This is a genomic window from Streptomyces sp. NPDC003042 (assembly GCF_053591315.1).
In genome coordinates this window covers 1-24584 of sequence record NZ_JBSFTP010000048.1, presented here as the reverse complement: position 1 = coordinate 24584, position 24584 = coordinate 1, and the positions used below count along the sequence as shown (strand labels likewise).

Sequence of the window (24584 nt, the reverse complement as noted above, 5' to 3'; positions counted from 1 at the left end):
GTTTCGAAGCCGGGGAGCCACGGCTACGGAGCGGGCGTCAGGTACATCCCGTTCTGGTCGGCCCCGGCGGTGTTCTTGCAGCTGAAGCCCGAGGACGCGGGCTGTGCCACGACCAGTGACAGACAGCGGCCGGCCGCCAACTGCCCGAAGTAGTTCGGGTGCATGGACTCCTGGACCAGGCCCTGGGACTCGTTGTTGTCGATCCAGCGCGCCCACTCGCTCGTCGTCGCCGACGCGGGGACGGTCGAGGTCACCTGCTTGCTGGCCTTCGCGCACACCTCGTGCCCCTGCATCATGTCCCGCAGGTCCAGGAACTGCACGCCCTTGGCGGCGGCGACCGCCTTGATGCGGTTCGCGATCTGCGGCACGAGCGAGTCCCGCGCCCAGTCCGAGTCCCGGTTCCAGAAGGGGCATCCGCCGGTGTTGAGGCGGCTCCAGTCGCTCTGCGTGTACCGGTTCTCGGCGCCGCGCGGGATCGGTGACGGGTAAGACTGCAATACGACACGGTACGAGGAGTCCGTGTACCCCGCCCCGCGCATCACGGCGCGTATCTCGTCGACCGACTTGCCGACGTCGGCCATGACCCCGTCGATCTTCCGGTCGACGCCCGCCTGCTGGTTGTCGTAGCAGTAGGAATTCCAGATGACGAAGTCGTACGCGCAGTCCTTGATGATGTCGGCGAAGCCGAGGTCGTTCCCGCCGATGGAGAGCGTGATGACCTTCACGTCGCTGGCGGCGGCCACCGCCGCCAGCTGATCGGCCTGCGGCGCCTCGCCCTTGTAGGCCACGCCGCCGTTGGAGGCGCGGAAGACGTTCGCCGTCGTCGCCCCGGAGCACGCCAGGTTCACGGCTCCGTCGGCGATCGGGCCCGCGCTGAACACCTCGGCCGAGTCCGACCGGTGGCAGCCGCCGGCGGTCGCGCCGTACACCTTGGAGGGATCGTAGGAACTGCCGCTCACCCACGCGCGGTCGGTGGCGTTCCGGTTCCCGGTGTTGGTGAGGCTGTTGCCCTTCCAGCGCCCGGCCTCGCCGGAGATGTAACTGTCGCCCATGGACACCACGACGGTGGGCCCGGTCCCGGGACTGGCCACCGAGGTTCCGGTCCCGCCGGCCACCAGCGCGCCGACGGCGAGCGGCAGGACCAGCCCGGCCCCGGCGAGTCGTCGCACACGACCCCGGGTCCGGTTCTTGCTGTTGTTGCGGAATCCGATCACGGCGGAACTCCTGCGTTCGGCCATGGCGGAGTCGGCAAAAACTCCGGTGCATGGCTGGGAAGGTGGGGGTTACCGCCGGCCGGTGGCAACCGGAAAGGTGCCACGCCGCAGGTTGTTACCGCTAGGTATCAAAAGATTGCGATTGGGTCTCACCGGGAGAACGCGAGGTTCCGTCCAGCCGGACGCGATCGCGGTTCGAGCCCGTGCGCGAACAACTCCGCCCCCGGTGCCTGTTGGCAGCGGGGGCGGAGCTGTGGTTCGGCTGCTGTGCGTTTCAGCCGAGTGCGGGGTGTCGTCAGCCGACGAGCCTGTCGTACGCGGGGAGGGTGAGGAAGTCCGCGTAGTCGGCGTCGAGGGAGACCTGGAGGAGCAGGTCGTGGGCCTGCTGCCACTTCCCGGCCGCAAAGGCTTCCTCGCCGACCTCGGCGCGGATGGCGGCCAGTTCGGCGGCGGCGATCTCGCGGGTCAGGTCGGCGGTGGCCGGCTTGCCGTTCTCGAAGACGACTCCGGCGTTGATCCACTGCCAGATCTGCGAGCGCGAGATCTCGGCGGTGGCGGCGTCCTCCATCAGGCCGAAGATGCCGACGGCGCCGTGGCCGCGCAGCCAGGCCTCGATGTAACGGATGCCGACCTGGACGGCGTTGCGCAGCCCGTCGTAGGTGGGCTTCGCGTCCAGGGAGTCGATCGCGATCAGGTCGCCGGGGGCCACCGAGACGTCCTCGCGCAGCCGGTCCTTCTGGTTCGGCTTGTCGCCGAGCACCGCGTCGAAGGAGGCCATCGCGATCGGGACGAGGTCGGGGTGGGCGACCCAGGAGCCGTCGAAGCCGTCGCCGGCCTCGCGGTCCTTGTCGGCCTTGACCTTCTCGAACGCGACCTTGTTGACCTCGGCGTCCTTGCGCGACGGGATGAAGGCCGCCATGCCGCCGATCGCGTGCGCGCCGCGCTTGTGGCAGGTGCGGACGAGGAGTTCGGTGTAGGCGCGCATGAAGGGCGCCGTCATCGTCACCGCGTTGCGGTCCGGCAGGACGAACTTCTCGCCGCCGTCGCGGAAGTTCTTCACGATCGAGAAGAGGTAGTCCCAGCGGCCCGCGTTCAGGCCCGCCGCGTGGTCCTTGAGCTCGAAGAGGATCTCTTCCATCTCGTAGGCGGCGGTGATGGTCTCGATGAGCACCGTCGCGCGGACCGTGCCCTGCGGGATGCCGACGTAGTCCTGGGCGAAGACGAAGATGTCGTTCCAGAGGCGCGCCTCCAGGTGCGACTCCGTCTTCGGCAGGTAGAAGTACGGGCCCTTGCCGAGGTCGATCAGGCGCTGCGCGTTGTGGAAGAAGTACAGGCCGAAGTCCACGAGCGCGCCGGAGGCCGGGCCGCCCTCGAACCGGAGGTGGCGCTCTTCGAGGTGCCAGCCGCGCGGCCGCATCACGACGGTGGCCAGCTGGTCGGCGGGCTTCAGGGCGTACGCCTTCCCCGTGCGCGCGTCAGTGAAGTCGATGCGGCGCTCGTAGGCGTCGATCAGGTTGAGCTGGCCGAGGACGACGTTCTCCCAGGTGGGAGCCGAGGCGTCCTCGAAGTCGGCGAGCCAGACCTTGGCGCCCGAGTTCAGGGCGTTGATGGTCATCTTGCGGTCCGTCGGACCGGTGATCTCCACGCGGCGGTCGTTGAGCGCGGCCGGCGCCGGCGCCACCTTCCAGTCTCCCTCGCGGACCTGTGCGGTGTCCGGGAGGAAGTCCAGGGTGGAGGTGCGGGCGATCTCGGCGCGCCGCTCGCCGCGGCGGGCGAGGAGCTCGGCGCGGCGGGGGGCGAACCGCCGGTGGAGCTCGGCCACGAACGCGAGAGCCGCTTCGTTAAGGACCTCGTCCTGCCGGGGCAGGGGCTCGGCGTCGACGATGGCCAGCGGTGACGGCGCTGGTGCGGACATAACTGTCACTCCTTCAGCGGCGGTGCCTTGCGGCCGCGGGGGAATGCTCGCGCGAGACGGCACGCAGTGCCGTCGGGTGTGGAGAGTTCCGGTATACGGTCGCGGGCCCCGACTGTGGGTTCAGGGCTTCTGACCAGTGGATAGTAATTTCCTCATGGTGGAAGTTCAATGGTTTGTTGATGTCGAGATTCTCCGAGTCGACAGATTCCGCTCTCCGGTGGCCCTCAGTGCCATGCCGGTCACGCCCCGCTCAGGGAACGGTCCGGCCGCGCTCCGGTCAGCCGTGCCAGGTCAGACGTGCCAAGTCGGGCGGGGTGTCGATGTCGAACGGCTCGGCGATGTCCCCGCACTCCACCAGCATGACCTCTTCGGCGTGTTCCCTCAGATGGACGCGCGCGCCCTGGTCCCCGGTCGCGGTCGCGGCGATGTCCGCCCAGCGGTCCGACCCGAAGAGGACGGGGTGGCCGCGCTCGCCGTCGTACGCCGCCGCCGCCAGGCTCGCGGGGGAGCGGTAGGCCTCCCGTACGCGGGCCACCGCCGCCGGCCCGATGCCGGGCTGGTCCACCAGGCAGACCAGGGCCGCGCGGGCCGGCGTACCGGCCAGAGAGGTGAGTCCGACGCGCAGGGACGAGCCCATGCCCTCGGCCCAGTCCGGGTTGTCCACGACCACGCACCCCGTCAGATCGGCCCGCTCGCGGACCTCGGCCGCCGAGGCGCCGAGCACCACGTGGACCGGGTCGCAGCCGGCCTCGCGCAGCACGCGCACGGCGTTCTCGACGAGCGGCCGGCCGCGGTAGGGCAGCAGGGCCTTGGGGCGCCCGCCGAGGCGACGCCCGCCTCCGGCGGCGAGCAGCAATCCCGCGATTACAGGGTGACCGGTGACGTTGTGGGTTGACATGTCACTGATTCTCGCCGCACGCGCCGCACCAGCGTGCGCCGTACGGCGGCCAACGCGGCCCCGATCCGCAATGGCTCGGAGATCCGGTTCTGGGCGGCCGTCACCAGGACCCGCTCGTCACGGTCGGTGAACACATCGGTGATCATTTTTTTCGACGTCTCCTTGCCATTCGGGGGCCAATAAGGCGAGTCTGGACCCCGATTGGCCTGGCTGGCAGAGCCAATCGGGGGAGGTTGGCATGGCAAACGGGCGAGTGGTCCACACAGCGGACAGAGCGATCGGCAGCCGGCAGCTCGCCGCCCTGCTGCCGGCCGAGGTTCTCGCCCGCCCCGGCTACCGCGCGCTCGCCGACGCGGTCCGGACCCTGATCCTCGACGGCCGCATCGCCCTGCACGTCCGGCTGCCCGCCGAGCGGGAACTCGCCGAGGCGGTCGGAGCCAGCCGGGCCACCGTCACCGGCGCCTACGACCTGCTGCGCGAGAGCGGCTACATCCGCAGCCGCCGCGGCTCCGGAACCTGGACCGAACTCCCCGACGGCCACCGCCCCGTCGGCGCCCCCGCCCTCGTCGGGGCCGGCGGCCGAGCGGACGGCGATCCGGGCATCGACCTCGCCATAGCCGCCATGGGCGCGCCCGACGACAGCCTCGCGGACGCCCTCGCCTGGGCGGCCCCCCGCCTGCCGGAGCTCGCCCGCACCCCGGGCTACCACCCCTTCGGGCTGCCCGACCTGCGTACGGCCGTCGCCGAGCGCTTCACCGGGCGCGGGCTGCCCACACGTCCCGAGCAGATCCTGATCACGGCCGGCGCCCAGCAGGCCTTCGCGCTGGTCGTCAGCCTCCTGTGCCAGGCGGGGGACCGGGTCGTCACCGAGAACCCCACCTACGCCAACGCCCTGGACGCCCTGCGCCACGCACGGCTGCGCACCGGGTCCATCGCCGTCTCCGACGCGGGCTGGGACATGGAGATCGCCGAGTCCACGCTGCGCCAGACCGTGCCCAGGCTGGCCTACGTGATCCCCGACTTCCACAATCCGACGGGCGCGCTCATGCCCCCCGAGCAGCGGCTGCGGCTGCTGGCGACGACCCGGGCCACCGGCACCTGGCTGGTGGTCGACGAGACCATCGCCGACATCGCGCTGGACGTCCCCGCGCCCCCGCCGCTGGCCTCGCTCGCCCCGCGCGCCGGCGCCGACCACGTGATCACCATCGGATCGCTCAGCAAGACGCACTGGGGCGGCCTGCGCGTCGGCTGGATCCGGGCCACCGCCAAGCTGATCACCGAGCTGACGGCCGTACGGGTCTCGGCCGACATGACCGGCTCGGTGCTGGACCAGGTGGTCGCGCTGCCGCTGATGGACAATCTGGACCGGTCCCTGCCCGCGCGGCTCGCGCAGCTGCGGATCCAGCGCGAGGCCCTGGTGCGATCGCTCCAGCGGCACACCCCGGAGTGGTCCTGGCAGCTGCCCCCGGGGGGCCTCTCGCTCTGGGTGGACCTGGGCGAGCCGGTGAGCTCCGCGCTGGCGGAGCGGGCCGTGGCCGCCGGTGTGCACATCGGTCGCGGGGCCCGGTTCGGGGTGGATCCCGGGACCTTCGAGCACCGGCTGCGCATCCCGTACACCCTGCCCGCCGACCGGCTGGACGAGGGCGTACGGCTGCTGGCGGCGGCGTTCCACGACGGCGTGCCACTGCCTCCGGCGGTGGACCGGCCGCACTGGGTGGCGTGAGGACGGCCGGGACAGCCGCCTACGGGGTGCGGATCAGCCGGCGCGTCGCGGCCGCCGCGACCGCCGAGGTGCGGGAGTCGACGCCGAGCTTCGCGTAGATGTGCACCAGGTGGGACTTGACCGTGGCCTGGCTGAGGAAGAGCTTCTTCGAGATCTGCTGGTTCGACAGGCCGTCCGCGACCAGTTGCAGCACCTCCAGCTCCCGCTTCGTCAGAGCCTCCGCCGGGGTGCGCATCCGGTCCATCAGCCGCAGCGCCACCGCCGGGGCCAGGGCGGACTGGCCGGCCGCGGCGGTGCGTACCGCCGCCGCCAGTTCCTCCGGCGGGGCGTCCTTCAGCAGGTAGCCCGAGGCGCCCGCCTCCACCGCCGCCAGGATGTCCGCGTCCGTGTCGTACGTGGTCAGGACCAGCACCCGGGGGCCGCCGGGGCGGGCCGTGATCAGCGCCGTCGCCGCGGAGCCGTGCATGCCGGGCCCGGGCCCGAACTGGAGGTCCATCAGGACCACGTCCACCGGCTCGGCGGCTGCCAGTTCCACCGCGCGTTCCGCGGTGGCCGCCTCGGCGACCACCGCGAAGTCCGGTTCGGTGTCCAGCACCGCGCGCAGCCCGGCCCGGACGACCGGGTGGTCGTCGGCCAGCAGGAGGCGGATGGTCATGGTCAGGTCTCCAGGGGCAACGGCAGGGTGACGGCCACGGCGGTGCCCTGGCCGGGGTCGGACTCGACGGTGAACAGTCCGCCCAGCGTCTCGGCCCGCGCGCGCATCGCCGGCAGACCGAAACCGCCCCCGCCGGTGGGCGCGCAGGAGGGGTCGAAGCCCCGGCCGTCGTCGACGACGTCCAGCGTGACCGAGGCGTCCATGAAGGTCAGGGTGATCTCGGCCCGCCCGGCCCGCGCGTGGCGCACCACATTGGCCAGCGCCGACTGCGCGATCCGCAGCAGGGCCACCTCGTACGGGGTGGGCAGGACCCGGGGGCTGCCGCTCGTGGAGAAGCGCACGCGCGGGCCGGGCGCCCCCGAGCACAGCCGCTCCAGCGCGCCGGCGAGCGACCCGTGCTCCAGGTCGGGCGGTGTCAGGGCCCGTACGAAGCGTCGCGCCTCGGCGAGGTTCTCCTGCGCGGCCTCCCGGGCCCGCGCGATGTGTTCCAGCGCGGGAGCCCGCTCCGGCAGCGTCCGCTCCGCCGCCCGCAGCAGCAGTTGGATGGAGGAGAGCCCCTGGGCCAGGGTGTCGTGGATCTCCCGGGCGAGGCGTTCGCGCTCGGCCAGGATCCCCGCGTTCCGCTCGGCCGCCGCCAGTTCGGCCCGGGTGGCGATGAGTTCCTCGATCAGCTCCCGGCGGCGTTCGCTCTCGCGGTACAGCGCCTGATACCCGAGGACGGTCGCCACCGCCACGGCCCCGCCCAGCAGCGGCCCCAGGAAGGCGCCGGGCGTCACCGCCGCGCTGTGCGCGAGGAAGCCGCCGATCGCCGCGCAGGCGGTGGCGGCGACGGCCGTGACGCCCCAGCGCAGGCGCAGCAGGTGCAGCTCCAGGAAGTAAAGCGGGAAGGCGATCCACAGCCCTTCCGGCGACACCGCCAGCAGGGCGGCCCAGGCCGCGCCCACCCCGCCCAGCCACACCGCCGCCGCGCGGGGGGAGTGGTGCGCGGCGGGGCTGAGTACGCCCGCCCCGTACACGGCGGCCAGCAGCGCGCAGGCCGCGACGACCCATCCGGCGCGGGGCGCGGAGTCGGCGAGGGCCCGCCCGGCGGCCAGCGCGAGCAGCCCGAGGAGCAGCGCGTGCAGGCAGAGCCGCAGGACGCGGGAGACGGGGGTCGGGGGGCGCGAGCGCGCGGCAGCAGACATGGCCGGACCAGCGTAAGTGGGCGGCGCGGGAAGCCGGTCAACCAAAAGTTCGATGTGGCGACGCCTCCTTCGGTACGAGGATCCCTACTGTGGCGCGATGCCCTGTGCCCACGCGGAAGACCAAGGTGGGGACATGTTCGTCGCATGGAGAGATCTACGGTTCGCCAAGGGCCGCTTCGCCCTCATGGGGGCGGTCGTACTGCTGATCACGCTGCTGGTCGGTCTGCTGTCCGGGCTCACCTCCGGACTGGCCCGGGAGAACATCTCGGCCATCACCGCCCTGCCCGCCTCGCGGCTGGCCTTCGCGGCGCCGCCCGGGGACCAGAAGGTCTCCTTCACCAACTCCCAGGTGCCCGAGAGCGCCTGGCGGGCCTGGCGGGAGCGGCCCGGGGTGAAGTCCGCGGAGCCGCTCGGGATCCGCACCACCAACGCCGTCTCGGGTGAGCGCACCGCCGCCGTCTCCGTCTTCGGCGTCGAGTCGGCCGGCCGCCTCGCGCCCGCCGGGTCCGGCCTCACGCAGGGCCAGGTCGTCCTCACCGAGAAGGCGGCCGCGGAACTGGGCGGGCTCACCGCGGGCGGCAAGCTCAGGATCGGCCCGCTGGAGCTGACCGTCGCGACCGTACGGGGCACCGCCGCCTACAGTCACACCCCGGTCGTCTGGATGGACCTGGCCGACTGGCAGCGCATCGGCAACCCGGGCACCTCCCTCGAAAGCCTCGCCACCGTGCTGGCCCTGGACGCCTCCGGGGACGTGGACTGGGCCGCCGGCGACCGGGCCGCCGCCACCAGGTCCCAGAGCGTCGATGAGGCGCTGGGCGCCATCGGCTCGTACCAGGCCGAGAACGGCTCGCTCCAGCTGATGCGCGGGTTCCTCTTCGCCATCTCCGCCCTGGTCATAGGGGCCTTCTTCACCGTGTGGACGATCCAGCGCAGCGGCGACATCGCCGTGCTGAAGGCGCTGGGGGCCTCCACGCCGTACCTGCTCAGGGACGCCCTCGGCCAGGCCGTCGTGATGCTGGCGATCGGCACCGGCCTCGGTACCGCGCTCGCAGCCGGCTTCGGGGCCCTCATCAGCGGCGGCGAGGTGCCGTTCGTCCTCGACGCCGCCACCGTGCTGGTCCCCGCCGCGGTCATGATCGCGCTCGGCGCGCTGGGCGCGGCCCTGTCCATCCGGCGGATCACCGCCGTCGACCCGCTGACCGCCCTCGGGAGCGCCCGATGACCCTCCTCGTCCACGAGGTCACGCTGACTTACCCCGACGGGGACGGCCGGCTCACCGCCCTCGACTCCGTGACCCTGGAGGTGCCCGCGGGCACTCTGACGGCGGTCGTCGGGCCCTCGGGCTCCGGCAAGTCCAGTCTGCTGGCCGTCGCCGCCACCCTGGTCACGCCGGACTCCGGCCGGGTGGCGGTCGCCGGCCAGGACACGGGCGGGCTCGGCGCGGCCGAGAAGGCGGCCCTGCGCCGCGAGAAGATCGGCATCGTCTTCCAGCAGCCGAACCTGCTGGCCTCGCTGACGGCCGTCGAACAGCTCCAGGTCATGGCCCACCTCTCCGGCAGGCCGCCGCGGCAGCTGCGCCGCCGCGCCCTGGAACTGCTGGACGCGGTCGGGCTGGCCGACAAGGCCGACAAACGCCCCCACCAGCTCTCCGGCGGCCAGCGCCAGCGCGTCAACATCGCCCGCGCCCTGATGAACGAGCCGGCCGTCCTGCTGGTCGACGAGCCCACCAGCGCCCTCGACCACGAGCGGGGCGCGGCGATACTCGACCTGCTGGTGGGCCTCACCCGCGAGCGCTCCACCGCCACGGTGCTGGTCACCCACGACCACGCCCACCTGGAGCGGATGGACCGTACGGCGACCATGGCCGACGGCCGCCTGACCGGACACACGGAGCCCGTTCCCGCGCGGTGACCGGCCGCCCCGGCACGGGGCGTACGCGAAGGCCCCGGCACCCCTCGCGACGGAGGGTGCCGGGGCCTTCGTACGACTGCCCGCTACGCGGGGGTCTGGCTGGAGAGGGCCACGCCCAGCTCGGCCGCGACACCCTGCAGGATCGGCACGATGGAGTCGTTGAGCGCCTCGGTCACCCGGCCCGCCGGGCCCGAGATGGAGATCGCGGCGGGGGTCGGCGCGTTCGGCACCGACACGGCGAGGCAGCGGACTCCTATCTCCTGCTCGTTGTCGTCGACCGCGTAGCCCACCTTGCGGACCTGCTCCAGGGCCTCCAGGAAGCCCTCGGGCGTGGTGATGGTCTTCTCGGTCGCGGCCGGCATCCCGGTGCGGGCGAGGAGGGCACGTACCTCGTCGGCGGGGGTGTAGGCGAGCAGCGCCTTGCCCACGCCGGTGGAGTGCGGCAGCACCCGGCGGCCGACCTCGGTGAACATGCGCATGGAGTGCTTGGACGGAACCTGGGCGACGTAGACGATCTCGTCCCCGTCGAGCAGGGCCATGTTCGCCGTCTCGCCGGTCTCCTCGACCAGGCGGGCGAGGTAGGGGCGGGCCCACGTACCCAGCAGCCGGGACGCGGATTCGCCGAGGCGGATCAGGCGGGGGCCGAGGGAGTACCGTCGGTTGGGCTGCTGGCGGACGTAGCCGCACGCGACGAGGGTGCGCATGAGACGGTGGATCGTCGGGAGCGGCAGACCGCTGGCGGCGGAGAGCTCGCTGAGGCCGACCTCGCCCCCGGCGTCGGCCATGCGTTCGAGCAGATCGAAGGCGCGCTCAAGGGACTGGACGCCACCGCTGGCTGCGGTGGGCTTGGCGGAAGCGTCGGTGGTGCTGGCGCTGGACGTCGGCACGGCGCGGTCCTTTCGGTGCTGGCAGGCAAGGGAGCAGCCTACCGGTCGGTCGGCTCCGGCCCTAGAGCCGGGGCCTTGCCGTCCCCGCCGGTCAGAGGGGGTTTGTCCGGGTGGTGGACGTCCTCGGGAAGTTACCCGTACCGCCCCTGGTGGCGGTAGCTACATTCTGGATAGTGAAATCTTAATTCCATCCTGTGGAAACCTCCAATTGTGGCGGGGGCGGGTCGGCCGTCCGTCCGGGCGCTCTTGACTGGCCCCGCATCCCCGTGAAGACTCCGTCAACAGAACGTTGAATTTCGCTCTGTGGAAGTAGATGGGGAGGTTCCGGTGGCCGACGTGGCTGTGGAACTGGTACTGCGCTCGACGCGCGTCATCACCCCCGAGGGGACGCGCGCCGCTTCGGTCGCCGTCGCCGGCGGGAAGATCACGGCCGTGCTGGCGTACGAGGCCGAGGTACCGGCCGGAGCCCGGCTGGAGGACTTCGGCGACGACGTCCTGCTCCCCGGCCTGGTCGACACCCACGTCCACGTGAACGACCCGGGCCGCACCGAGTGGGAAGGGTTCTGGACGGCCACCCGCGCCGCCGCCGCCGGTGGCATCACCACCATCCTCGACATGCCGCTCAACTCGCTGCCGCCGACCACCACGGTCGGCAACCTCCGCGTCAAGCAGGAGGTCGCCCGGACCAAAGCGCACGTGGACATCGGCTTCTGGGGCGGCGCCCTGCCGGACAACGTCAAGGACCTGCGCGGGCTGCACGACGCCGGCGTCTACGGCTTCAAGTGCTTCCTGTCGCCCTCGGGCGTGGAGGAGTTCCCGGAGCTCGACCAGGAGCAGCTGGCCACCTCGCTGGCCGAGATCACCGGCTTCGGCGGCCTGATGATCGTGCACGCCGAGGACCCGCACCACCTGGAGTCCGCGCCGCAGAACCCGGGCCCCAAGTACGCCGACTTCCTGGCCTCGCGCCCCAAGGACGCCGAGAACACCGCGATCCAGAACCTGATCGACCAGGCCAAGCGGCTGGGCGCCCGCGTCCACGTCCTGCACCTGTCCTCCTCCGACGCGCTGCCGCTGATCGCCGCCGCCAAGGCCGAGGGCGTACGGATCACCGTCGAGTCCTGCCCGCACTTCCTCACCCTCACCGCCGAGGAAGTCCCGGACGGCGCCACCGAGTTCAAGTGCTGCCCGCCCATCCGCGAGGCCGCCAACCAGGACCTCCTGTGGGACGCGCTCGCCGACGGCACCATCGACTGCATCGTCTCCGACCACTCGCCCTCCACCGCGGACCTCAAGACCGGCGACTTCGCCACCGCGTGGGGCGGCATCTCCTCCCTCCAGCTGGGCCTCCCGGCGATCTGGACCGAGGCGCGCCGCCGCGGACACTCCCTGGAGGACGTCGCACGCTGGATGTCCGCCGCCCCGGCCGCCCTCGCCGGCCTGGCACGCAAGGGCGCGATCGAGGTGGGCCGCGACGCCGACTTCGCCGTCCTCGCACCTGAAGAAACGTTCACCGTGGATCCGGCCGAACTCCACCACCGCAACCAGGTCACGGCGTACGCGGGCAAGACCCTGCACGGCGTCGTGAAGTCCACCTGGCTGCGCGGTACGCGGATCGCCGACCACGGCACCCCGACCGAGCCCACGGGCCTCCTCCTCGAAAGGCAGAACTGACAGTGGCGATTGTTTCTTTCACCGGCAACGCGAACCCGTACGGAGGCGGCGACCCGTACGCGGACTACCGCACCGCGGACTTCCCGTTCACCCAGTACGCGAACCTCGCCGCCCGTGAGCTGGGCGCCGGTGTCATCGCCGCCAACGACGAGTTCTTCGCCGAGCGCGAGAACCTGCTCATCGCCGAGGCCGCGCACTTCGACCCCGAGCACTTCGGCCACAAGGGCAAGGTCATGGACGGCTGGGAGACCCGCCGCCGCCGTGGCATCTCGGCCGAGCAGCCCTGGCCCACCCCCGAGGACCACGACTACGCGCTGATCCGCCTCGGCGCGCCCGGCGTCATCCGCGGCATCGTCGTCGACACCGCCCACTTCCGCGGCAACATGCCGCAGGCCGTATCGGTGCAGGGCGCCTCGGTGGCGGGCTCCCCGACCGCTGAGGAACTCCTCTCCGGCGACGTCAAGTGGACGACCCTCGTCGAGCGCACCCCCGTCGGCGGCCACGCGGCCAACGGCTTCGAGGTGAACGTCGAACAGCGCTTCACGCACCTGCGCCTGAACCAGCACCCGGACGGCGGCGTCGCCCGCCTGCGCGTCTACGGTGAGGTCCGCCCCGACCCGAAGTGGCTCGCCGCGCTCGGCACCTTCGACGTCGTCGCCCTGGAGAACGGCGGCTCCGTCCAGGACGCCTCCAACCGCTTCTACTCCCCGCCGACCAACACCATCAACCCGGGCCGCTCCCGCAAGATGGACGACGGCTGGGAGACCGCGCGCCGCCGCGACAACGGCAACGACTGGATCCGCTACCAGCTCGTCGCCGAGTCCGAGATCCGCGCCGTCGAGATCGACACCGCCTACCTCAAGGGCAACTCGGCCGGCTGGGCCTCGCTGTCGATCAAGACGGGCGAGGAGGGCGAGTGGACGGAGTTCCTGCCGCGCACCCGCCTCCAGCCGGACACCAACCACCGCTTCGTGCTGGACGCCCCGGCGGTCGGCACGCACGTCCGGATCGACATCTTCCCGGACGGCGGCTTCTCCCGCCTGCGCCTGTTCGGCTCCCTGACGGAGGCCGGCGCCGCCGCCCACGCCGCCCGCCACCAGGAACTGGGCGGCTGACATTTTCAGCCTCGCCGGCGTTTGAGGCGCGGGGTCCGGGGCGGAGCCCCAGGAACGAACCCGCACCCGGGGTCCGGGGGCACCGCCCCCGGACCCCTCCCGCACGCCCGGCGAGGGTTAGGGGGTGTCCGGGGGATCAGGGCCGGGCCCCCCTACGCGGCGTGGCCCCCGTCCACCGAGAATTCCGCCCCCGTGACATAGGCGGCGTCCGCCCCGGCCAGGAAGGCCACCATCGCCGCCACCTCCTCGGCGGCCCCGTACCGGCCGAGCGCCGTCATCGCGCGCTGCGGCTCCGCGTACGGACCATCGGCGGGATTCATGTCGGTGTCCACCGGCCCCGGGTGGACGAGGTTGGCGGTGATCCCGCGCCCGCCGAGCTCCCGGGCCAGTGCCTTGGTCAGGCCGGTCAGCGCCGACTTGCTCATCGCGTACAGGGTTCCGCCCGGCCCCGGCACCCGCTGGGCCATGCAGCTGCCGATGGTGATGATCCGGCCGCCGCGCCCCATGTGCCCGGCCGCCGCCCGCGCGGCCAGGAAGGCGCCGCGCACGTTGACCGCGAGGACCCGGTCCACGTCCTCGATGCCGAGTCCCTCGATGGGGCCGAGGACGCCCACGCCGGCGTTGTTGACCAGTACGTCGAGCCGCCCGAGCGTACGTACCGTCTCCGCCACCGCCGTGCGCGCGCCGTCGGCGGCGCCCGAGTCGGCCCGGACGGTCACCGCGCGCCGGCCCAGCGCCCGGATCTTGCCGGTGACCGCGGCGGCCGCCTCCGCGTCGTTGACGTAGGTGATCGCGACGTCGATCCCGTCCCGCGCCAGCCGCAGGGCGGTGGCCGCCCCGATGCCCCGGCTGCCGCCCGTCACCAGAGCCACCGTGCTGTTGCTCTCCATCGTTCTTCTCCCTCTTCGGCCCGATAGGTCGTTGCGGGTTCAATGAAATGGGAATCGGTGATCGGGCGCTGGCAGGAATCGGACAGGGCGTTCTGCGTGCCGCACCGATGACTCACGGGCGGACCGGGAGTCTGAACCGGTGCAAGGACGACCGACCAAGGAGCGCTGAGTCATGGGCAAGCTGACCCTCACGACCTTCCTGACCCTCGACGGAGTGATGCAGGCCCCCGGCGGGCCGGAGGAGGACACCAGCGGCGGCTTCACGTACGGCGGCTGGGTGGCGCCGTTCGCCGACGAGGGCATGGGCGAGTTCGTGAACGAGGTGTTCGACCGGGCCGGGGCGTTCCTGCTCGGGCGCCGGACGTACGAGATCTTCGCCGGGTACTGGCCGCTGCAGACCGACCCCGCCGACCCGATCGCGAGCCGGCTCAACAGCCTGCCCAAGTACGTGGCCTCGACCACCCTCAAGGACCCTGGCTGGGAGGGGACCACGGTCCTGGACGGCGAGCACCTCCAGTCCGAGATCGTCCGGGTCAAGGACGCGATGGAGGGCGAACTCCAGGTGCACGGCAGCGGACGGCTCGCGCAGTGGCTGCTCGCGCGGGACCTCGTCGAGGAGCTGAACCTGCTGTTCTTCCCCGTCTTCCTGGGCGCCGGCCGCCGCCTCTTCCCGACCGGCGGGCTGCCCACGGCCTACGAGCTGACGGGCTCCCGCACCACCGAGAGCGGCACGGCCATCCACACCTACCGCCCGACGGGCCGCGCCACCTTCGGCACGGTCGGGGCCTGAGCGCGCGGCGCGGCGGCGGTGCGGGGGACGGCGGGTCCGGGGACGCCCGGACAAGTCGTCGACCTGGGAAGATCACCTCCGGTACGGTGAGGCCGCAACCGTGCGAGCCGCCGAAGTCTCCACTCCCTTCCCCGCTGTTGGAGACGCCCCGGTGTCCACCCTCGCCGCCCCCGCCCCCGCCACCCTCGCCCCCCGCCGCGCCTGGCTCGCCGATCTGCCCGTGCTGCTCGTCGCCGTCGTCTGGGGCGGCAGCTACCTCGCGGCCAAGGGCATCACCACCACGCACACCGTGATCGCCGTGCTCGTGCTGCGCTTCGCGCTCGTGCTGCCCGTCCTCGTCCTCGCCGGATGGCAGCGGCTGCGGGCGCTGAGCGCCGTCCAGCTGCGCGGCGCCGGGGCGCTGGGACTCGTACTCGGCGGGATCTTCCTGCTGGAGACCTACGGGGTGGTGCACACCTCCGCCACCAACGCCGGACTGATCATCAGCCTGACCATGATCTTCACCCCGCTCGCCGAGTCCGCCGTACGGCGCACGGCCCCCTCGGCCGCCTTCCTCGGCGCCGCCGCCGTGTCCGTCGCGGGCGTCGTGCTCCTGACCCAGGGCGCCGGGTTCACCGTCCCCGGTCTCGGCGACCTGCTCATCCTCGGCGCTGCCGTCGCCCGCACCGTGCACGTGCTGCTGATGGCCCGGATCAAGGCCGTCCAGGACGCCGACTCGCTCTCGCTGACCACCGTCCAGCTCGGCAGCGCCGTCCTCGTCTTCGCCCTGCTCGCCGCCCTCCCCGGGACCGGCTCCTCGCCCTGGGCGGCCGCCGCCGGCTTCGGGGCCGCCGAGTGGGCCGGGCTCGCCTTCCTCTCCGTCTTCTGCACGCTCTTCGCCTTCTTCGTGCAGATGTGGGCCGTACGCCGCACCTCGCCCTCCCGGGTCAGCCTGCTGCTCGGCACCGAACCCCTGTGGGCGGCCGCCGCGGGCATCGCGATCGGCGGTGAGCACCTCGGCGCCCTCGGCTTCGCGGGCGCGGCGCTGGTGCTGGCGGGCACGGCCTGGGGCCGCCGCGCGGCCGGCTGAACGTTTGGCCGAAAGTCGCTCCGCCGGGTTTGACCGGCGGACCTACTGTGGCCCCATGCCCGTTCTCGACATCAGTCCGATCGTCGAAGGCTTCAGCGAAGACCCGCACCCGCGTGACGCGCGCATGAGGGCGGGGGGACCCGTCCACCGGGTCAAGGCGACGGACGGGACCGAGGTCCGATGCGGCCCCGCGCCTCAGAGGACCGGGAGCTCGTCCAGCCGTACCGGGCGCCGCTCCCGCCGCGAGCGTTCGCACGCCTCGGCGACGCGGAACGCTTCGAGCGCCTCCCGGCCGTCGCAGGGATTGGGGCCCTCGCCGCGCACGAGCTGGACGAAGGCCGCCAGCTCGGCCTCGTACGCGGGGGCGAACCGTTCGAGGAAGCCCGTCCACGGCTTGCTCGCCGGGGGCGGGCCGTGCGGCTCGGTCGAGGCGATCGGCGTCCGGTCGTCCAGCCCGGCGGAGACCTGGTCCAGCTCCCCGGACAGTTCCATCCGTACGTCGTACCCCGCGCCATTGCACCGTGTACCGGTACATGTGACCAGGGTCCCGTCGTCGAGCGTCAGCACGGCCGCCGCGGCGGCGATGTCACCCGCCTCCCGGAACAGCGCCGGCCCCGCGTCCGACCCGGTCGCGTACACCTCGGCCACCGCGTGCCCGGTCACCCAGCGGACCATGTCGAAGTCGTGCACCAGGCAGTCCCGGTAGAGCCCGCCCGAGGTCGCCAGGTAGGCGGCGGTCGGCGGAGCCGGATCGGCCGTCATCGTCCGTACGGCGTGCAGTCGGCCCAGGGCGCCCGAACGGACCAGCTCCCGCGCCGTGCGGAAGCCCGCGTCGAAGCGGCGCATGAAGCCCACCTGGAGCACCCCGTCCGCGGCCGCCACCTCGCGCAGCACCGCCAGGGTCCGGGTCAGGTCCGGCGTCACGGGCTTCTCGCAGAACACCGGCAGCCCGGCGCGCACCGCCCGTACGACCAGCTCCCCGTGTGCCTCGGTGGCGCAGGCCACGACCACCGCGTCCACGCCCCAGGTGAAGATCTGCTCGACGGTGGGCGCGGCGGTGGCACCCAGCCGGTCCGCGAGCCGCGCGGCCCGACCCGCGTCGGCGTCGGCCAGCAGCAGCGAGCCGGCGTCCGGGTGGCGGGCCAGTGCGGCCGCGTGGAACGAACCGATCCGGCCCGTTCCGATGAGCCCGATGCGCATGCACTCAACCTGACCCCGGACGGGGAAGCTGTCAATCCGCCCACGTGTGCCCCGATGGCCCGGCATGGTCCACTGTGGCGGATACTGGGCGGCTGGACCGGAATGACCGATTGATGGCGGACGAGGGAAGAAGGGCACGGCGACGTGGCTAGGGTTCGGACAGGTGTACGCGTCGTGGGCGCCGTGCTCGCGGCGGTACTGGGGGCCTCCCTCGCGGGCTGCAGCAGTACGGGCGGCAAGCGCGCCGAGGAGCGGGCGAAGGCCGCGGAGGCGGGCCGGCCCGCCGTGTCCACACCGCTCTGGACCTTCGCGATGGTCACCCACGCGGGCGATGGCGACACCTTCTGGGACATCGTGCAGAAGGGCGCCAAGGAAGCGGCGGCGAAGGACAACATCAACTTCGTCTACTCCCACGACGACCAGGCACAGCAGCAGGCCCAGTTCGTGCAGAACGCCATCGACCAGAAGGTCGACGGGATCATCGTCAGCCTCGCCAAGCCCGAGGCCCTCAAGGACGTCATCGGCAAGGCCGTCAAGGCCGGCATCCCGGTGATCACGGTGAACTCGGGTTCCGCCCAGTCCGCCGCGTACGGGGCGCTGACCCACATCGGCCAGGACGAGCAGATCGCGGGCGAGGCGGTGGGCGCCGAGCTGACGAAGCGGGGCCGCAAGAAGGCCGTCTGCGTCCTGCACGAGCAGGGCAACGTCGGCCACGAGCAGCGCTGCGCCGGGGCGAAGAGAACTTTCGCGGGGTCCGGCGGGATCATGGAGAACCTCTACGTCGAGGGCACCAACATGCCCTCCGTCCAGGCGGCCCTCCAGGCCAAGCTCCAGGCCGACCCCGGCGTCGACGCGATCCTCACCCTCGGCGCCCCCTTCGCCCCGACCGCCGTCAAGGCGAAGGACGCGGCGGGCAGCAAGGCCGAGGTGGACACCTTCGACCTCAACGAGACCGTCGCCCGCGACCTCCAGTCCGGCGCCCTCGGCTTCGCCGTCGACCAGCAGCCCTACCTCCAGGGCTACCAGGCCGTGGACCTGCTGTGGCTCTACCGCTACAACGCGGACGTCCTCGGCGGCGGCCGACCGGTGCTGACCGGGCCGCAGATCGTCACCGCGGCCGAGGCCGCCACGCTGGAGGAGTTCATCAGGCGGGGCACCCGATGAGCGCTGCCACCGCCGTCGACGAACGGCTCGCGCCCGCCTCCTTCGTCCGCAGGCTGCTGGGCCGCCCGGAGCTGGGAGCGGTCGTCGGCGCCGCCGCCGTCTTCGTCTTCTTCTCCTTCGCGGCCGACAGCTTCCTGCGCACCTCCAGCCTGAGCACGATCCTCTACTCGGCCTCCACCATCGGGATCATGGCGGTGCCCGTCGCCCTGCTCATGATCGGCGGCGAGTTCGACCTGTCCGCCGGTGTCATGGTCACCACCGCGGCGCTGTTCAGCTCGATGTTCAGCTACCAGATGACCGCCAATGTCTGGGTCGGCGTCCTCGTCTCGCTGCTGGTCACCCTGGCCATCGGCTTCTTCAACGGCTTCATGCTGACCCGCACCAGACTGCCGAGCTTCATCATCACCCTCGGCACCTTCCTGATGCTGACCGGCCTGAACCTCGGCTTCACCAAGCTGATCAGCGGATCCGTCTCCACCAAGACCATCGCCGACATGGAGGGCTTCTCCTCCGCCCGCGCGCTCTTCGCCTCGCAGTGGAACATCGGCCCGGTCACCCTCAAGGTCACCATCCTGTGGTGGCTCGCCCTGGTCGCCGTCGCCACCTGGATCCTGCTGCGCACCCGCGCCGGGAACTGGATCTTCGCGGTGGGCGGCGGAGCCGACGCGGCCCGCGCCACCGGCGTCCCGGTCGTGAAGACCCGTATCGGCCTCTACATGGGCGTCGCGCTGTGCGCCTGGCTCTCCGGGCAGCACATCCTCTTCTCCTTCGACGTCGTCCAGTCGGGCGAGGGCGTCGGCAACGAGTTCCTCTACATCATCGCGGCCGTCATCGGGGGCTGTCTGATGACCGGCGGCTACGGCTCCGCGATCGGCTCGGCCGTGGGCGCGTTCATCTTCGGCATGACCAGCAACGGCATCGTCTACGCCCAGTGGAACCCCGACTGGTTCAAATTCTTCCTCGGCGGGATGCTGCTGCTGGCCACGCTGCTCAACGCATGGGTGCGCAAGCGGGCGGAGGCGAAGTGACCACATTGGTGAAGCTGACCGACGTCAGCAAGTACTACGGCAACATCCGGGCCCTCCAGGGCGTCTCCCTGGAGGTCTCGGCCGGCGAGATCACCTGCGTCCTCGGCGACAACGGCGCGGGCAAGTCCACCCTCATCAAGATCATCGCGGGGCTGCACCGGCACGACGCCGGCACCTTCGAGATCGAGGGCGAGGAGACCGTGCTCGCCAACCCGCGCGCGGCCCTCGACCACGGCATCGCCACCGTCTACCAGGACCTGGCCGTCGTCCCCCTGATGCCCGTCTGGCGCAACTTCTTCCTCGGCTCCGAGCCCACCAAGGGCCGCGGCCCCTTCCGCCGCCTCGACGTGGAACTGATGCGCGAGACCACCCGCGCCGAGCTGCTGCGCATGGGCATCGACCTGCGCGACGTGGACCAGCCCATCGGCACCCTGTCCGGCGGTGAGCGCCAGTGCGTGGCCATCGCCCGCGCCGTCCACTTCGGCGCGAAGGTCCTCGTACTGGACGAGCCCACCGCCGCCCTCGGCGTCAAGCAGTCCGGCGTCGTCCTCAAATACGTCGCAGCCGCCCGCGACGCGGGCCTCGGGGTGGTCCTGATCACCCACAACCCGCACCACGCGCACCTGGTCGGGGACCGTTTCGTCCTCCTCAAGCGCGGCACCATGGCGGGCAGCCACACCCGGGACTCGATCACGCTGGACGAGCTGACCCGGCAGATGGCGGGCGGCTCCGAACTGGACGAGCTGAGCCACGAGCTGGAGCGAGTGGCAGAATCAGGACCGGACACCGCCTCCGGCACCGCCTCCGGCACCGCTTCCGGCACCACCGCCGACACCGCTTCCGGCTCCACCGCACCCTGAGGGACGACACGACTCGATGAGCACGTACCGGGACTTCACGCTCGCCCACCGGGGGGCGGCGCGAGGCACCGTCCTTCGGACCGTCGGGACCCGTGAGCGCCGGTCGCTGCTGACCGCCCCGCGCGTCCCGACCGTCGGCATCGACATCGGCGGCACCAAGGTGATGGCCGGTGTCGTGGACGCCGACGGCATCATCCTGGAGAAGATCCGCGCCGAGACGCCCGACAAGTCCAAGAGCGCCAAGGTCGTCGAGGACACCATCGTCGAGCTGGTGCTGGACCTCTCCGACCGGCACGACGTGCACGCGGTGGGCATCGGCGCGGCGGGCTGGGTCGACGCCGACCGCTCCCGCGTCCTGTTCGCGCCCCACCTCGCCTGGCGCGACGAGCCGCTGCGCGACGCGCTCCAGTCCAGGCTCGCGGTCCCGGTCATGGTCGACAACGATGCCAACACCGCCGCCTGGGCCGAATGGCGCTTCGGCGCCGGACGCGGCGAGGACCACCTGGTCATGATCACGCTGGGTACCGGCATCGGCGGGGCCATCCTCGAGGGCGGCCAGGTCAAGCGCGGCCGCTACGGCGTGGCCGGCGAATTCGGCCACATGCAGGTCGTCCCCGGCGGACACCGCTGCCCCTGCGGCAACCGGGGCTGCTGGGAGCAGTACAGCTCCGGCAACGCCCTGGTCCGCGAGGCCCGCGAGCTGGCCGCCGCCGACTCCCCTGTCGCGTACAACATCATCGCCAGGGTCGGCGGCAACGTCGCCGAGATCACCGGGCCGCTCATCACCGAGCTGGCCCGAGAGGGCGACGCCATGTGCGTCGAACTCCTCCAGGACATCGGCCAGTGGCTCGGCGTCGGCATCGCCAATCTCGCCGCCGCGCTCGACCCGTCCTGCTTCGTCATCGGCGGCGGTGTCAGCGCCGCCGACGACCTGCTGATCGGCCCCGCCCGCGACGCCTTCCGGCGCCACCTCACCGGCCGCGGCTACCGGCCCGAAGCCCGGATCGCCAAAGCGCAGCTCGGCCCCGAGGCCGGCATGGTCGGCGCCGCCGACCTCGCCCGGCTCGTCGCCCGGCGCTTCCGCCGCGCCACGCGCCGGCGCGTCGAGCGGTACGAGCGCTACGCGCAGCTCGGCCGGCGCGGTACCGACGGACCCACGGACTCCGAGGATCAGGGCAACCAGTGACACCACCTTCCGTGCCCCACCAGGCCCCCGCCCCCGAAGCGGGCGGCACGCGGACCACCGCCGAGAACCGCAAGCACGTCGTCCGGCGCCGCTGGATCACCGCGGTCATCATCCTGCTGCTCATCGGGGTGCCGGCGGGCTACCTCGCCGTCTCCGCCGAGCAGAGCCGCCAGAGCGGTCGCGACAAGGCCGCCCGGATCGGCGCCGTCAAGGTGCGCCCCGGCTGGCCCTCCCGGGTGCAGCGCAGCATCTACGAGGTGCCGATCCCGAGCAACGCCTGGCGGGTCGGCTTCCTGGAGACGAACAACTGGCGCACCAGCCGGCTGTACACCCAGTTCGCGGCCACCCCGCCCGAGCTGGACGCCTTCCTGGCCTCCGTCGGTACCAGCCGGCGGGAGCTGACCCCCGGGGTGTCGATCTCGGCGCACGACACCACGGTCGCCGGCTGGAACTGGAAGACCGACTCCGAGTGGCTCGGGACCACCCTGGAGCAGGACGACCCGCGGCCCACCCGGGACATCACCGTCGACCTCACGGATCCCAAGGTCTCCAAGGTCTACGTGGTCTCCTCGACCACCCCCTGACCAAGCCCTACTAGCCTGGGATCATGAAACTCACCAAGCGGCTCCACTCCTGCGTCCAGTTGGACAAGGACGGGCGCACGCTCGTCATCGACCCGGGCGGCTTCAGCGAATCCGACGCGGGACTCGGGGCTGACGCCCTGCTGGTCACGCACGAGCACCCCGACCACTTCGACGAGGGCCGGCTGCGGGCCGCGCTCGACGCGAATCAGGCGGCCGCGCTGTGGACCCTGCGCAGCGTCGCCGAACGGCTCGCCCCCGCCTACCCCGGCCGGGTGCACACCGTGGGCCACGGCGACACCTTCAGCGCCGCCGGCTTCGAGGTCCAGGTGCACGGCGAGCTGCACGCGGTCATCCACCCGGACATGCCCCGGGTCACCAATGTCGGCTTCCTCGTGGACGGCTCGCTCTTCCACCCCGGGGACGCGCTGACCGTGCCCGGCGTCCCGGTCGAGACGCTGATGCTCCCGGTCCACGCGCCCTGGAACAAGGTCTCCGAGGTGATCGACTACCTCCGCGAGGTCAAGCCGCGCCGGGCCGTCGACATCCACGACGCCTACCTCGCCGACATCGCCCGGCCCGTCTACGACAGGGCCCTGGACACCCTGGGCGGCACCGACCACGGTCGGCTCACCGCCGGGGAGAGCGCCGAGCTGTGACTGTCGGTGGCCGGATGTAGGTTGGGCCGTATGCGTATCGCCACGTACAACGTCAACTCGATCACCGCCCGGCTGCCACGTCTGCTCGCCTGGCTGGAGAGCTCCGGCACGGACGTGCTCTGCGTCCAGGAGACCAAGTGCTCGGCGGAGCAGTTCCCCGCCGCCGCGCTGCGCGAGCTGGGCTACGAGTCGGCGGTGAACGCCGACGGCCGGTGGAACGGCGTGGCCCTCCTCTCCCGCGTCGGCCTGGAGGACGTGGTGCACGGGCTGCCCGGCGGCCCGGACTACGAGGGCGTGCAGGAGCCCCGCGCCATCTCCGCCACCTGCGACGGGGTGCGGGTCTGGTCGGTGTACGTGCCCAACGGCCGCGATGTCGAGCACGGCCACTACGGGTACAAGCTGAACTGGTTCCGCGCCCTGACCACCGCCATCGCCGAGGACGCGGCCGGCCCGCGCCCGTTCGCGGTGCTCGGAGACTTCAACGTGGCGCCGACCGACGAGGACGTCTACGACCCGGCGGTCTTCGCGGGGGCCACCCACGTCACCCCCGCCGAGCGGGCGGCCCTGGAGGCGCTGCGCGAGGCAGGGCTCTCCGACGTCTTTCCGCGGGCGCTCAAGTACGACCGCCCGTACACGTTCTGGGACTACCGGATGCTCGCCTTCCCCAAGAACAGGGGCATGCGCATCGACCTGGTCTACGGGAACCAGCCCTTCACGAAGGCGGTCAAGGACGCGTACGTCGACCGTGAGGAACGCAAGGGCAAGGGTGCCTCCGACCACGCGCCGGTCGTCGTCGACCTGGACGTCTGAGACCCCCGCCGGCCCCCGCGGACGGCAGGGGACCGCGCGCGCCCTGTGGCCAGCGGGGGATCCTGGTGCCAGGCTGGGCGGTATGAACATCCCTTTCCTGGCCAACTGGCTGAACCGGCACGAAGCGGCACAGGGTGCGGGACTGGGCGGCGCCCTCGCGGATGATCCCGAGGGCGTCGCCGAGTTGTTCTCGGAGTGCGAGATGCTGCGCGCCCAGGCGCGGGCGGCCGGCCTCGAACTCGACCAGACTCCGGCCTCGTTGTCCGCGCTCGACCAGCTGATGCCTCGCTGGCGCCGTGATCCCGAGGCCGTGCCGTGGCTGGGCAACGACGCCGGTTTCTACCTCGGGACCGTGATCATCCGGACCGTTCCGGGGGCCGCGTGGCAGGTCTGGCCGAACGGCCAGCCGGTGATCCGCCTCGGCTCGGGACGCGAGCTGAACGTGATCGAGTCGGGGGTGTCCTGGGCGATGACCGGTTCCCCCGAACTCAGCCAGGCCTACGCCGAGGCCTCGGAGGGCTGAGGCGCGCCGCACCGAAGAACCGGTGGGCTTTATGCGCCTTTTAGGCGTGTCGGGGCGAAGTCGCCTTCGGCGGCTGGATAGTTTGCGCTGACCTCGACACTCCGACAAGTGGGCAGGGCAGCGTATGGCCGTCGATCCGTTGATCGAGCTGCGGGACGTCAACAAGCACTACGGGAAGTTGCACGTCCTCAAGGACATCAACCTCACCGTCGGCCGCGGGGAGGTGGTGGTGGTCATCGGCCCGTCCGGCTCCGGCAAATCGACCCTGTGCCGGGCCGTCAACCGGCTGGAGACCATCGAGTCGGGCACGATCCTGCTCGACGGCAGACCGCTGCCCGCCGAGGGCAAGGAACTCGCGGCCCTGCGTGCCGAGGTCGGAATGGTCTTCCAGTCCTTCAACCTCTTCGCGCACAAGACCGTCCTGGCCAACGTCTCGCTCGCGCAGATCAAGGTCAGGAAGCGCAAGAGGGACGAGGCCGACCAGCGCTCGCGGGAACTGCTGGACCGGGTCGGCCTCGCCGACCAGGCCGAGAAGTACCCCGCGCAGCTCTCCGGCGGCCAGCAGCAGCGCGTGGCGATCGCCCGCGCGCTGGCGATGGACCCGAAGGTCATGCTGTTCGACGAGCCGACCTCGGCGCTCGACCCGGAGAT

At 72.0% G+C, this 24584-nt stretch carries 24 protein-coding genes; 16 read left to right on the top strand and 8 right to left on the bottom strand.

Going from position 1 to position 24584, the window contains the following annotated elements; genetic code table 11:
* Positions 1-23: 23 nt before the first annotated feature.
* The 3 genes from ACWDYJ_RS22645 to ACWDYJ_RS22635 form a co-directional block, all read right to left on the bottom strand.
* Positions 24-1214, bottom strand: a complete 1191-nt coding sequence (locus ACWDYJ_RS22645; protein ID WP_451567399.1) for a GDSL-type esterase/lipase family protein — start codon at positions 1212-1214, stop codon at positions 24-26.
* Positions 1215-1509: 295 nt separating this feature from the next.
* On the bottom strand, positions 1510-3129 hold the full coding sequence (aceB, locus tag ACWDYJ_RS22640) for a malate synthase A (protein WP_451567398.1): 1620 nt from the start codon (positions 3127-3129) through the stop codon (positions 1510-1512).
* A 277-nt stretch (positions 3130-3406) separates the two neighbouring features.
* Positions 3407-4027, bottom strand: coding sequence for a nucleotidyltransferase family protein (locus ACWDYJ_RS22635; protein WP_451567397.1), 621 nt, complete (start codon positions 4025-4027; stop codon positions 3407-3409).
* Positions 4028-4265: 238 nt separating this feature from the next.
* On the opposite strand from ACWDYJ_RS22635, the gene yczR reads away from it, so the two are divergent.
* The gene (yczR, locus tag ACWDYJ_RS22630; RefSeq protein ID WP_451567396.1) at positions 4266-5750 is read left to right on the top strand and encodes a MocR-like transcription factor YczR; all 1485 of its coding nucleotides are present in this window, start codon (positions 4266-4268) and stop codon (positions 5748-5750) included.
* Positions 5751-5769: 19 nt separating this feature from the next.
* Here yczR and ACWDYJ_RS22625 read toward each other — a convergent pair whose 3' ends face one another.
* Together ACWDYJ_RS22625 and ACWDYJ_RS22620 are read right to left on the bottom strand one after the other, a co-directional pair.
* Positions 5770-6405, bottom strand: coding sequence for a response regulator (locus ACWDYJ_RS22625; protein ID WP_451567395.1), 636 nt, complete (start codon positions 6403-6405; stop codon positions 5770-5772).
* 2 nt (positions 6406-6407) lie between these two features.
* Positions 6408-7589, bottom strand: a complete 1182-nt coding sequence (locus ACWDYJ_RS22620; RefSeq protein WP_451567394.1) for a sensor histidine kinase — start codon at positions 7587-7589, stop codon at positions 6408-6410.
* Between the two features lie 133 nt (positions 7590-7722).
* On the opposite strand from ACWDYJ_RS22620, the gene ACWDYJ_RS22615 reads away from it, so the two are divergent.
* Both ACWDYJ_RS22615 and ACWDYJ_RS22610 read left to right on the top strand, forming a co-directional pair.
* Positions 7723-8811 (top strand): ABC transporter permease, encoded by a 1089-nt coding sequence (locus ACWDYJ_RS22615; protein WP_451567393.1) that lies wholly within the window; start codon positions 7723-7725, stop codon positions 8809-8811.
* The gene (locus ACWDYJ_RS22610; protein WP_451567392.1) at positions 8808-9500 is read left to right on the top strand and encodes an ABC transporter ATP-binding protein; all 693 of its coding nucleotides are present in this window, start codon (positions 8808-8810) and stop codon (positions 9498-9500) included. Before ACWDYJ_RS22615 ends, ACWDYJ_RS22610 begins: the two co-directional genes overlap by 4 nt.
* Before the next feature lie 83 nt (positions 9501-9583).
* Here the strand turns inward: ACWDYJ_RS22610 and ACWDYJ_RS22605 are convergent, their stop codons facing one another.
* Complete coding sequence (locus ACWDYJ_RS22605; RefSeq protein WP_451567391.1) at positions 9584-10387, bottom strand: IclR family transcriptional regulator; 804 nt, start codon at positions 10385-10387, stop codon at positions 9584-9586.
* 336 nt (positions 10388-10723) lie between these two features.
* On the opposite strand from ACWDYJ_RS22605, the gene allB reads away from it, so the two are divergent.
* Together allB and alc are read left to right on the top strand one after the other, a co-directional pair.
* Positions 10724-12058, top strand: a complete 1335-nt coding sequence (gene allB / locus ACWDYJ_RS22600; RefSeq protein ID WP_451567428.1) for an allantoinase AllB — start codon at positions 10724-10726, stop codon at positions 12056-12058.
* 2 nt (positions 12059-12060) lie between these two features.
* Complete coding sequence (alc, locus tag ACWDYJ_RS22595; protein ID WP_451567390.1) at positions 12061-13173, top strand: allantoicase; 1113 nt, start codon at positions 12061-12063, stop codon at positions 13171-13173.
* A 152-nt stretch (positions 13174-13325) separates the two neighbouring features.
* On the opposite strand, the gene ACWDYJ_RS22590 is transcribed toward alc, so the two are convergent.
* Positions 13326-14063, bottom strand: coding sequence for an SDR family oxidoreductase (locus ACWDYJ_RS22590; RefSeq protein ID WP_451567389.1), 738 nt, complete (start codon positions 14061-14063; stop codon positions 13326-13328).
* A 172-nt stretch (positions 14064-14235) separates the two neighbouring features.
* Between ACWDYJ_RS22590 and ACWDYJ_RS22585 the strand changes: the two genes are divergently transcribed.
* Positions 14236-14853, top strand: coding sequence for a dihydrofolate reductase family protein (locus ACWDYJ_RS22585; protein ID WP_451567388.1), 618 nt, complete (start codon positions 14236-14238; stop codon positions 14851-14853).
* A gap of 151 nt (positions 14854-15004) precedes the next feature.
* On the top strand, positions 15005-15922 hold the full coding sequence (locus ACWDYJ_RS22580; RefSeq protein WP_451567387.1) for a DMT family transporter: 918 nt from the start codon (positions 15005-15007) through the stop codon (positions 15920-15922).
* A gap of 195 nt (positions 15923-16117) precedes the next feature.
* Here ACWDYJ_RS22580 and ACWDYJ_RS22575 read toward each other — a convergent pair whose 3' ends face one another.
* Positions 16118-17122, bottom strand: coding sequence for a Gfo/Idh/MocA family protein (locus ACWDYJ_RS22575; RefSeq protein WP_451567386.1), 1005 nt, complete (start codon positions 17120-17122; stop codon positions 16118-16120).
* A 144-nt stretch (positions 17123-17266) separates the two neighbouring features.
* On the opposite strand from ACWDYJ_RS22575, the gene ACWDYJ_RS22570 reads away from it, so the two are divergent.
* From ACWDYJ_RS22570 to ACWDYJ_RS22530, 9 genes are all read left to right on the top strand, one after another.
* The gene (locus ACWDYJ_RS22570; protein ID WP_451567385.1) at positions 17267-18286 is read left to right on the top strand and encodes a sugar ABC transporter substrate-binding protein; all 1020 of its coding nucleotides are present in this window, start codon (positions 17267-17269) and stop codon (positions 18284-18286) included.
* Positions 18283-19314 carry an ABC transporter permease gene (locus ACWDYJ_RS22565; RefSeq protein ID WP_451567384.1) on the top strand — a complete coding sequence of 344 codons (1032 nt, stop codon included), beginning with the start codon at positions 18283-18285 and terminating at the stop codon, positions 19312-19314. The genes ACWDYJ_RS22570 and ACWDYJ_RS22565 overlap by 4 nt, the downstream gene beginning before the upstream one ends.
* The gene (locus tag ACWDYJ_RS22560; RefSeq protein ID WP_451567383.1) at positions 19284-20174 is read left to right on the top strand and encodes an ATP-binding cassette domain-containing protein; all 891 of its coding nucleotides are present in this window, start codon (positions 19284-19286) and stop codon (positions 20172-20174) included. Before ACWDYJ_RS22565 ends, ACWDYJ_RS22560 begins: the two co-directional genes overlap by 31 nt.
* A gap of 16 nt (positions 20175-20190) precedes the next feature.
* On the top strand, positions 20191-21360 hold the full coding sequence (locus ACWDYJ_RS22555) for an ROK family glucokinase (protein ID WP_451567382.1): 1170 nt from the start codon (positions 20191-20193) through the stop codon (positions 21358-21360).
* Positions 21357-21944 carry a hypothetical protein gene (locus ACWDYJ_RS22550; RefSeq protein WP_451567381.1) on the top strand — a complete coding sequence of 196 codons (588 nt, stop codon included), beginning with the start codon at positions 21357-21359 and terminating at the stop codon, positions 21942-21944. The genes ACWDYJ_RS22555 and ACWDYJ_RS22550 overlap by 4 nt, the downstream gene beginning before the upstream one ends.
* Positions 21945-21967: 23 nt before the next feature.
* A complete protein-coding gene (locus ACWDYJ_RS22545; RefSeq protein ID WP_451567380.1) occupies positions 21968-22600 on the top strand; it encodes an MBL fold metallo-hydrolase in 633 nt (210 codons plus the stop codon).
* A 30-nt stretch (positions 22601-22630) separates the two neighbouring features.
* A complete protein-coding gene (locus ACWDYJ_RS22540) occupies positions 22631-23410 on the top strand; it encodes an exodeoxyribonuclease III (protein WP_451567379.1) in 780 nt (259 codons plus the stop codon).
* Between the two features lie 82 nt (positions 23411-23492).
* On the top strand, positions 23493-23933 hold the full coding sequence (locus ACWDYJ_RS22535; RefSeq protein WP_451567378.1) for a DUF6278 family protein: 441 nt from the start codon (positions 23493-23495) through the stop codon (positions 23931-23933).
* A 124-nt stretch (positions 23934-24057) separates the two neighbouring features.
* Positions 24058-24584: amino acid ABC transporter ATP-binding protein (locus tag ACWDYJ_RS22530; protein WP_451567377.1), on the top strand; the 527-nt coding region annotated here is incomplete at its 3' end.